This window comes from Chloroflexota bacterium (assembly GCA_014360805.1).
GTDB lineage: Bacteria > Chloroflexota > Anaerolineae > DTLA01 > DTLA01 > DTLA01.
In genome coordinates, this window is the sequence record JACIWU010000041.1 from 22,692 (window position 1) to 29,779 (window position 7,088).

Consider the following 7,088-nt stretch of genomic DNA (forward strand, 5'->3'; position numbering starts at 1 on the left):
CACAAAGACACAAAGACACGGGGAAAAACCTTTGTGTCTCCGTGTCTTTGTGTGTGGATTGATTCTCACAGGCTGTCTATTCTATCGTGCCATTGATGATCCGGTAGATGCCGCCCTTCATTGTGGCTGCGCCAAAGTTGAGCAGGTAGCCCAATTTCATGCCTGTCAGTTTCAGGTAAGTGAGCACCTGCTTCTGGTGGGCTGGGTGAACCGTCTCAACTGACTTGAGTTCAACGAGCACCTTGTCTTCCACCACGAGATCGGCGCGGAAACCCTCATCAAATGTCATCCCGTCGTACTCTATGGGAACCCCGACCTGGCGCTGGACTCGCAGCCCTGCTTTGCGCAACTCGTGCGCGAGCAGCGTTTCATATACGCTCTCTAGCAACCCAGGTCCCAGCGCCACGTGCAGGCGTACCGCGGAGTCCACGATGATCTTGCCGATTTCATTTTCGTTCATAGCGGCATGCGCTTTCTCACACAGAGGCACAAAGGCACAGGGAAAACCCCTTTGTGTCTTGGTGTCTTTGTGTGCGGATTGATTCTCACACGAAGACACAAAGACACAGAGAAAATTTCTTGCGCCTCCGTGTCTTTGTGTGAGCCTCCCGCTCTACCCCTTCAGCCGGACGAAGCGGCGCTTGCCCACCTGGAGAATGGCCTCGCGCGGCTCCACCAGGCGGGCCACGCTGTCCACTGTGGCATCGTCCAGCCGCACACCGCCCTGCTGGATGAGCCGCCGCGCCTCGCTCTTGCTGCCGGCTACTCCGGCCTGCACCATCAAATCCACGATGTTCAGCCCGCCCGCGGGCACGGCGAACTCCGGCATCTCCGTCGGCAGTTCGCGGCGCTGGAACACGCGCACGAATTCCTCCTCGGCGCGGGCGGCGGCCTCCGGCGAGTGGATGTAGCCCACCACCTCGCGGGCCAGGCGCATCTTCACGTCGCGCGGGTTGACCGTCCCCGCGCGCAGGTCGGTGGCAATCTGCTCCAGTTCCTCGTCCGGGATGTCCGTAACCAGCGTCAGGTAGTCCATCAGCATGTCGTCGGAGATGGACATGAGTTTGCCGTACATCTGATCGGGCGGCATGTTCAGGTCCACGGTGTTGCCGAAGGTCTTGCTCATCTTGCGCCCGTCGGTGCCGGGCAGTAGGGGCACCAGGAACACATCCTGGGGCCGCTGGCCGAGCATGGCCTGGAGTTCGCGCCCGGCCAGGATGTTGAACTTCTGGTCGGTGCCCCCGAATTCCACGTCGGCCTCAATGGCGATGGAATCGTAGGCCTGGAGAAGCGGGTACATGAGTTCCATGAGCGTCAGCGGCGACCCGCTTTCCCAGCGCTTGCGGAACGTCTCGTGGGCCATCATCTGGGCCAACGTGAAGCGGCTGGTCAGGTTGAACACGTCGGCCAGGGTGAACTTGCCGAACCACTCGCTCTGCCAGCGCACCTCGGTGCGGTTACGATCCACGATTTTGAAGAACTGATCCATGTAGGTCTGGGCGTTGGCCTTGACCTCTTCGGGGGTGAGCATGGTGCGCGACTCGTCGCGGCCCGAAGGGTCGCCGATTTGGGCCGTCCAGTCGCCGACGATGAGGATGACCTGATGCCCTAGGTCCTGGAGTTGGCGGAGTTTGCGCAGGCCCACGGCGTGGCCGATGTGCAGGTCGGGCTTGCTGGGGTCAAACCCTTGCTTCAGACGCAGCGGCCTGCCCGAGCGCAGTTTCTGCAGCAGTTCCTCCTTGACGATGATTTCTGCGACGCCGCGTGTGAGGACCCATTCCAGATTGTCGCGCATGGTTCCATCTCCTCGCCAGGGTTGGGTTCGGCAGGGCGACAGTGCGCCGGCCCGATGGCTTCATTATAGCGACGGAGGCGGGTTTGGGCAAGAGGTGATCATCCGTCCTTGTAGCCTGTTCCCATGTGCGGTATAATACGTATGGTCGGAATCATCCTTTGCATTGAAACGTCGGGAGGAGAGCGTGTCCAAAGATGACATTTTGGCGCAGGGGCGGCCGGTAACCATCAAAGACGTGGCGCGCCTCGCGGGGGTTTCCCCCAAGACCGTGTCCAACGTGGTGAACAATCGCCCCGTGGTGAAGCCCACAACCCGCCAGCGGGTGCTGGATGCGATTCGCGCGTTGGACTACCACCCCAGTGCCCTGGCGCGGGGCATGGTAACCCGTAGCCGTCGCCTCATCGGTCTGGTGCTGGCCGACATCACCAACCCCGCGTATCCCGAAATGGTGGAAGGGGTGGCGAGCCTGGCGCGGCAGGCCGGCTTCATGGTCATGCTGTGCAACACGGGGCGTGATCCGGATGAGGAGCAGCGCTACGTGCACCTGCTCATTGAACAGCGTGTGGATGGGGTGATTATCGCCAGCAGCCGCATGGACAGCCAGGCCGCCGAGATGCTGACGTCGGCGGGCATCAAGGTGGTGCTGTTCAACCGCCACCCGGAGCAGTACTCGGTGAGTTTCGTCGGCGTGGATAACGAGGGCGGCGGCTATCTGGCGACGCGGCATCTGCTGGACCTGGGCCATCAGCGGATCGCCTTCATTCGGGGGACGCGCGGGGCATCCACGAGCATTGAGCGGGAGCAGGGCTATCGTCGGGCGCTGGGCGAGTACGGGATTGAGCCGGATCCGGAACTCATCGGCTGGGGCGACTATCACCCCGAAGTGGCCCGGACGGCCGCTGACCTGCTGCTGCGGATGAAGAATCGCCCGACGGCGGTGTTTGCGGCCAACGACGTGATGGCGCTGAGCGTGATTGATGCGGCCACGTCGCTGGGCCTTCGCGTGCCCGAAGACCTGGCCGTGGTGGGGTTTGACGACATTGCCATCGCGTCGCACCGGCTGATTGGCCTGTCCACCATCCACGGCGACCTGGGCCAATTGTCGCGCGAGGCGACGACGCTGCTGCTAGAAGCCGTCAACGGCAACCTGACCGAGCCGGTGCGCAAAATCCTGCCGGTGTATCTGGTGGTGCGGCGGACCTGCGGGGCGCAGAGGCCAACCGCTATCCGCGAATAACACGAATCCACACGAATACGGAACAAATGTAGTCGGTAGGGCGGCTTTCCATAGCCGCCGGAGGCTAACCGCTATCCGCGAATGGCACGAATCCACGCGAATGTGGAATAAATGTAGTTCGTAGGGCGGCTTTCCATAGCCGCCGGGGCAGGGGCAGGTATGGGAACCTGCCCTACGCTCTTACGAGATTCTCACCGCAGAGACCGGTGAGAGCGCCGAGATTTCAGGGTAAACCTCTGTGGTCTCGGCGCGCTCCGCGGTGAATCCGAGTTCGTAGGGCGGTTTTTCGTAGCCGCCGGGGCAGGGGTAGGTATGGGAACCTGCCCTACGCTCTGTGAGGCGCAGGGGAATGCCATGAAGGCCACCGCCACCGCAGGCTCCAACATCGCCATCATCAAATACTGGGGCGCACGGGATTTGGCGCTGAACCTGCCCGCCAACGGCAGCATCTCGCTGACGCTGGACGCGGCCCGAACGACGACAACCGCGGAGTTTGCCCCTGCCTACGAGGCCGACGCGCTCGTCCTCAACGGGCGCGAGGTGGGCGGCACGGCGCTGGCCCGCGTCTCGGCGCACCTGGACCGCCTGCGTGCGCTGGCCGGGGTCAACCTGCGCGCGCGGGTGGAGACCGCCAACACGTTCCCCGAAGGGTCGGGCATCGCCTCGTCGGCGTCGGGGTTTGCGGCCCTCACGGTCGCCGCGGCTGCCGCGCTGGGCCTGCGCCTGTCGGAGTGGGAATTGAGCCGATTGGCGCGGTTTGGGTCGGGGTCGGCCTGTCGCTCCATCATCGGCGGGTGGGCCGAGTGGTTGGCGGGCACCTGCGACGAGGACTCGTATGCCGTGCAGGTCGCGCCGCCGGAGCATTGGGATGTGCGCGATCTGGTGGCTATCGTCAGCGCCGAGCCGAAGGCGGTGCCCTCGGCGAAGGGGCACGAGCGGGCCGCGTCCAGCCCGCTGTTTGCGGCGCGGCTACGCCAGGTGGAAGGGACGTTGCCCGCCGTCCGGCGCGCCATCCTGGAGCGCGACTTCCATGCGCTGGGCGTCCTGGCCGAAGCCGACGCCCTGTCCATGCACGCGATTATGCTCACCTCGGCGCCGCCCCTGCTTTACTGGCTGCCCGCCACGGTGGAACTCATCCGCCAAGTGTGGCGGTGGCGGTCGGAGGGGCTGCCGTGCTACTTCACCATAGACGCCGGCCCGAATGTACATGTCCTGACCCTGCCGCAGGCGGTTGCGCACGTCGCCGAGAGGCTCCACGCGCTGCCGTTTGTGCGGCAGGTCATCCCCTGCGGGCCTGGGCCGGCCCCGCGCGTCATCCCTAGCGGTGCCTGAACTGGTACGCGCGCCCTTTCCACACCGTGCCCGCGCCGAACAGCGACGACGCGATGGAGTTGAGGCAGAACAGCGCCGCCATGATGACGGTTAGCCCCACCAGCATGGCGTAGCGCCGAGGAATGGCGAACCGCCCGTCTATGAACCACATGGCCACCCACGCGAGGATGATCTGCGTGAGGGGGAGCGAGAAGTGTGCCAGGTCGGTCAGGCCGCTGCGCCATGCCTGGTACACCAGCGCGTAGGGCCACAGGAACAGCGCCACGAAGGCGGCGATGGCGGCCAGCATCCCCACCAGCGAGTAGTCAAAAGCGGCGAAGGCGCTCTTGCTCAGCCCGTTCCACGTCTCGCGGAAACCGTTGTAGAAATCCACGCGCAGGGTGTCCACGCCGTCGGCCAGGGCGATGCGCCCGCCCACGCGCTTGACCCACCGCGCGATGAACACGTCTTCCACGATGTCGCTGCGCACCGCTTCGTGGCCGCCGAAACGCTCGTAGGTCTCGCGGCGGAACAGCATGAACGGCCCGATGGCCCCCGCCAGGACGGGCTGGCGCGTCCGGGTGAACACGAAGTGCGGCACGCACCCCACGAACACCAGGGGAATCACCGACATCATCACCCGCTCCCAGAACCCCTTGAGGCCCATGTCGGGAATCAGGCTGAGGAGGTCCAGGTCGCGCCCGCGCACCAGCGCCAGCGCCGACGAGACTGAGTCGGGCCGATGGCGGGTGTCGGCGTCGGCGAACAGGAGCCACTGGCCGCGCGCGGCCTGGGCCAACTGGTGGCAGGCCCACGCCTTGCCGTGCCAGCCGGGGCGCAGGGGCTGGCCGTGCAGCAGCCGGATGCGCCCGTCCCTTCGCGCCATCGCCTCCACGATGGCCGCCGTCGCGTCGGACGAATCGTCGTCCAGCACCAGGATCTCCAGATTGGGGTAGTCCTGGGCCGCGAGGGATGCCAGGCACGCGCCGATGTTCCGCTCCTCGTTCCGCGCCGGCACCAGCACCGAGACCAGCGGTGCGGGTTCGGGCGGCGGGTCATCTCCAGGCAGGCGCGGCATGTAGCGCAGGTTGTATAGCGTGGTCAACAGGATGTAGAGCATGGCGACGCTGGCGAACGCCTGATACCACAGGAACATGGCCGGGCCTCCTATCCTCCGCGTCGTGCGTGCTGATCACGCTGCTCGCGCACATGATCCAGCCCCTCAATCCACCCGCTCTTGGCGCGGATGGCTCGCTCGTGGGGCAGGTCTATGACCTTCTTCAAGCCGGCGATGCCCAGGAACAGCACGATGAACAGCAACCCTTGGAGATTGTTGCCTTCCAGGAATGTGAGGATGGGGAGCGCGACCCCCGCCACGGTGAACGCCAGGTTGAAGTCGGGGATGAAGAAGCGGGCCACCAGGAACACGGCCCCCGCGCCCAGCACCGAGTAGGGCCACATCTGCAAGAGGAAACCCGCCGCGGCTGCCAGGCCCTTGCCCCCGCGCCATCCAAGCCACACGGGGAACCCATGCCCGAACATGACAGCGAACCCCGTCAGGTAGAGCGCCATGTCGCTGGAGCCGAAGCGCCGCGCAACCCAATAGGCTGCCGCACCCTTGGCCGCATCCAGGAACAGCACCAGGAACCCAGGCCCGCGCCCCACGACGTACATCACGTTGCGCGACCCTACGTTCCCCTCGCCTTCGTAGCGAATGTCCTTGCCGGTGAGGGCGCGCGTAACCAGGTAGGCGAACGGGATGGAGCCGAGGAGATAGCCCGCGGCGATGACCAGGAGATCCGTCCACATGATTCCGTCCCTCCGCTGATGAGTTAGGCCTGGCGGCTGAGGCTTTCACTATAGCAACACCGCGGAATAGGGCAAGTTGCGCCTGGGTGAGATCGCGCTGGCCCCGCGCAACCCGCCAGGCTGCTGCGGGGATTCGCGTCTAGGTTTTCTCCAACTCGCGGATCACATCGGCGGCGATCCAGCGCGCGGGTTTGGCGTCCATCTGGCCGATCTCGCGGGCGGTGTCCAGGGCGGCGCGGCGCAGGTTGGCGTTGCGCTTGCCCACCTGCCGCAAAGCCCATGAGGCCGCTTTCTTGACGAAGTTGCGGCCGTCGGTCGCGCCCGCCTTGATGACGGGGAACAAGCGGATGAACGCCTCGTCGGGGGCCGCCTTGTCGTGCCAGGCCAGGCAGGCGATGAGGGCAAACGCGGCTCGACGCACGAACTCCTCGTCGCGTTGCGCCCACTCGCCCACCTTCTGCCAGGCCAAGGGGCTTTTGTCAAACAGGTTCATGCATACCTGGTCGCACACGTCCCACGAGTTGAAATCGGCGACCCAGGCTTCCATCTGGCTGTCGGTCAGTTGGGCGGGGTCGTCCACCATGGACGCGAGGATGCGGGCCTCGGGGATGCCCGTTTCCCACAGGGCCAGGGCGAGCGCGTGATCCCTGCCGATGGACTTGGCGATGCGCCGCATGTCGGGGACCGACACGCCCAGGCGGGCGTCGGGCGTCATGCCGAAGCGGGCCATGCCCTCCACGTTGTCGGGGTGCGCATGGGACTGGAGCATGCGGAGCACGTCCTGGACAGATGCCATACTGGCCTCCTTGGGGACTGCAAACGGGTTACCCGCTGCGCCCCTCTCACGGTTCCATCTCGCGGAACAGAAACCACTGCCCCTTGCGGTCGTCCGGACCGCCAGGGGCGCGGTCGGCGGACCGGGCCAAGATGCGGCGC

General features: G+C 65.3%; 7 protein-coding genes. 2 read left to right on the forward strand and 5 right to left on the reverse strand.

The features are described 5' to 3' along the window. Positions 1-76: 76 nt before the first annotated feature. A complete protein-coding gene (locus H5T65_08440) occupies positions 77-460 on the reverse strand; it encodes a GxxExxY protein (protein MBC7259264.1) in 384 nt (127 codons plus the stop codon). 153 nt (positions 461-613) lie between these two features. Then, positions 614-1,795 (reverse strand): tyrosine--tRNA ligase, encoded by a 1,182-nt coding sequence (locus H5T65_08445; protein MBC7259265.1) that lies wholly within the window; start codon positions 1,793-1,795, stop codon positions 614-616. A 184-nt stretch (positions 1,796-1,979) separates the two neighbouring features. Here H5T65_08445 and H5T65_08450 point away from each other — a divergent pair, with 184 nt between their 5' ends. Both H5T65_08450 and mvaD read left to right on the forward strand, forming a co-directional pair. Beyond that, on the forward strand, positions 1,980-3,032 hold the full coding sequence (locus tag H5T65_08450; protein ID MBC7259266.1) for a LacI family DNA-binding transcriptional regulator: 1,053 nt from the start codon (positions 1,980-1,982) through the stop codon (positions 3,030-3,032). A 354-nt stretch (positions 3,033-3,386) separates the two neighbouring features. After that, entirely contained in the window at positions 3,387-4,364 is a 978-nt protein-coding gene (gene mvaD / locus H5T65_08455) for a diphosphomevalonate decarboxylase (GenBank protein ID MBC7259267.1), read from the forward strand. On the opposite strand, the gene H5T65_08460 is transcribed toward mvaD, so the two are convergent. The 3 genes from H5T65_08460 to H5T65_08470 all read right to left on the reverse strand — a co-directional run bounded on the left by H5T65_08460 (position 4,351) and on the right by H5T65_08470 (position 6,948). Next, positions 4,351-5,499, reverse strand: a complete 1,149-nt coding sequence (locus H5T65_08460) for a glycosyltransferase (protein ID MBC7259268.1) — start codon at positions 5,497-5,499, stop codon at positions 4,351-4,353. The genes mvaD and H5T65_08460 overlap by 14 nt on opposite strands. Before the next feature lie 11 nt (positions 5,500-5,510). Beyond that, the gene (locus tag H5T65_08465) at positions 5,511-6,152 is read right to left on the reverse strand and encodes a glycerol-3-phosphate acyltransferase (GenBank protein ID MBC7259269.1); all 642 of its coding nucleotides are present in this window, start codon (positions 6,150-6,152) and stop codon (positions 5,511-5,513) included. A 139-nt stretch (positions 6,153-6,291) separates the two neighbouring features. Further along, the gene (locus tag H5T65_08470) at positions 6,292-6,948 is read right to left on the reverse strand and encodes a DNA alkylation repair protein (protein ID MBC7259270.1); all 657 of its coding nucleotides are present in this window, start codon (positions 6,946-6,948) and stop codon (positions 6,292-6,294) included. Positions 6,949-7,088 lie beyond the last annotated feature (140 nt).

Excerpts from the sequence above, each read along its gene's own strand:
- H5T65_08440 (MBC7259264.1), bottom strand. The coding sequence starts at position 460 with ATGAACGAAAATGAAATCGGCAAGATCATCGTGGACTCCGCGGTACGC.
- H5T65_08445 (MBC7259265.1), bottom strand. The coding sequence starts at position 1,795 with ATGCGCGACAATCTGGAATGGGTCCTCACACGCGGCGTCGCAGAAATC.
- mvaD (MBC7259267.1), top strand. The coding sequence starts at position 3,387 with ATGAAGGCCACCGCCACCGCAGGCTCCAACATCGCCATCATCAAATAC.
- H5T65_08460 (MBC7259268.1), bottom strand. The coding sequence starts at position 5,499 with ATGTTCCTGTGGTATCAGGCGTTCGCCAGCGTCGCCATGCTCTACATC.
- H5T65_08465 (MBC7259269.1), bottom strand. The coding sequence starts at position 6,152 with ATGTGGACGGATCTCCTGGTCATCGCCGCGGGCTATCTCCTCGGCTCC.
- H5T65_08470 (MBC7259270.1), bottom strand. The coding sequence starts at position 6,948 with ATGGCATCTGTCCAGGACGTGCTCCGCATGCTCCAGTCCCATGCGCAC.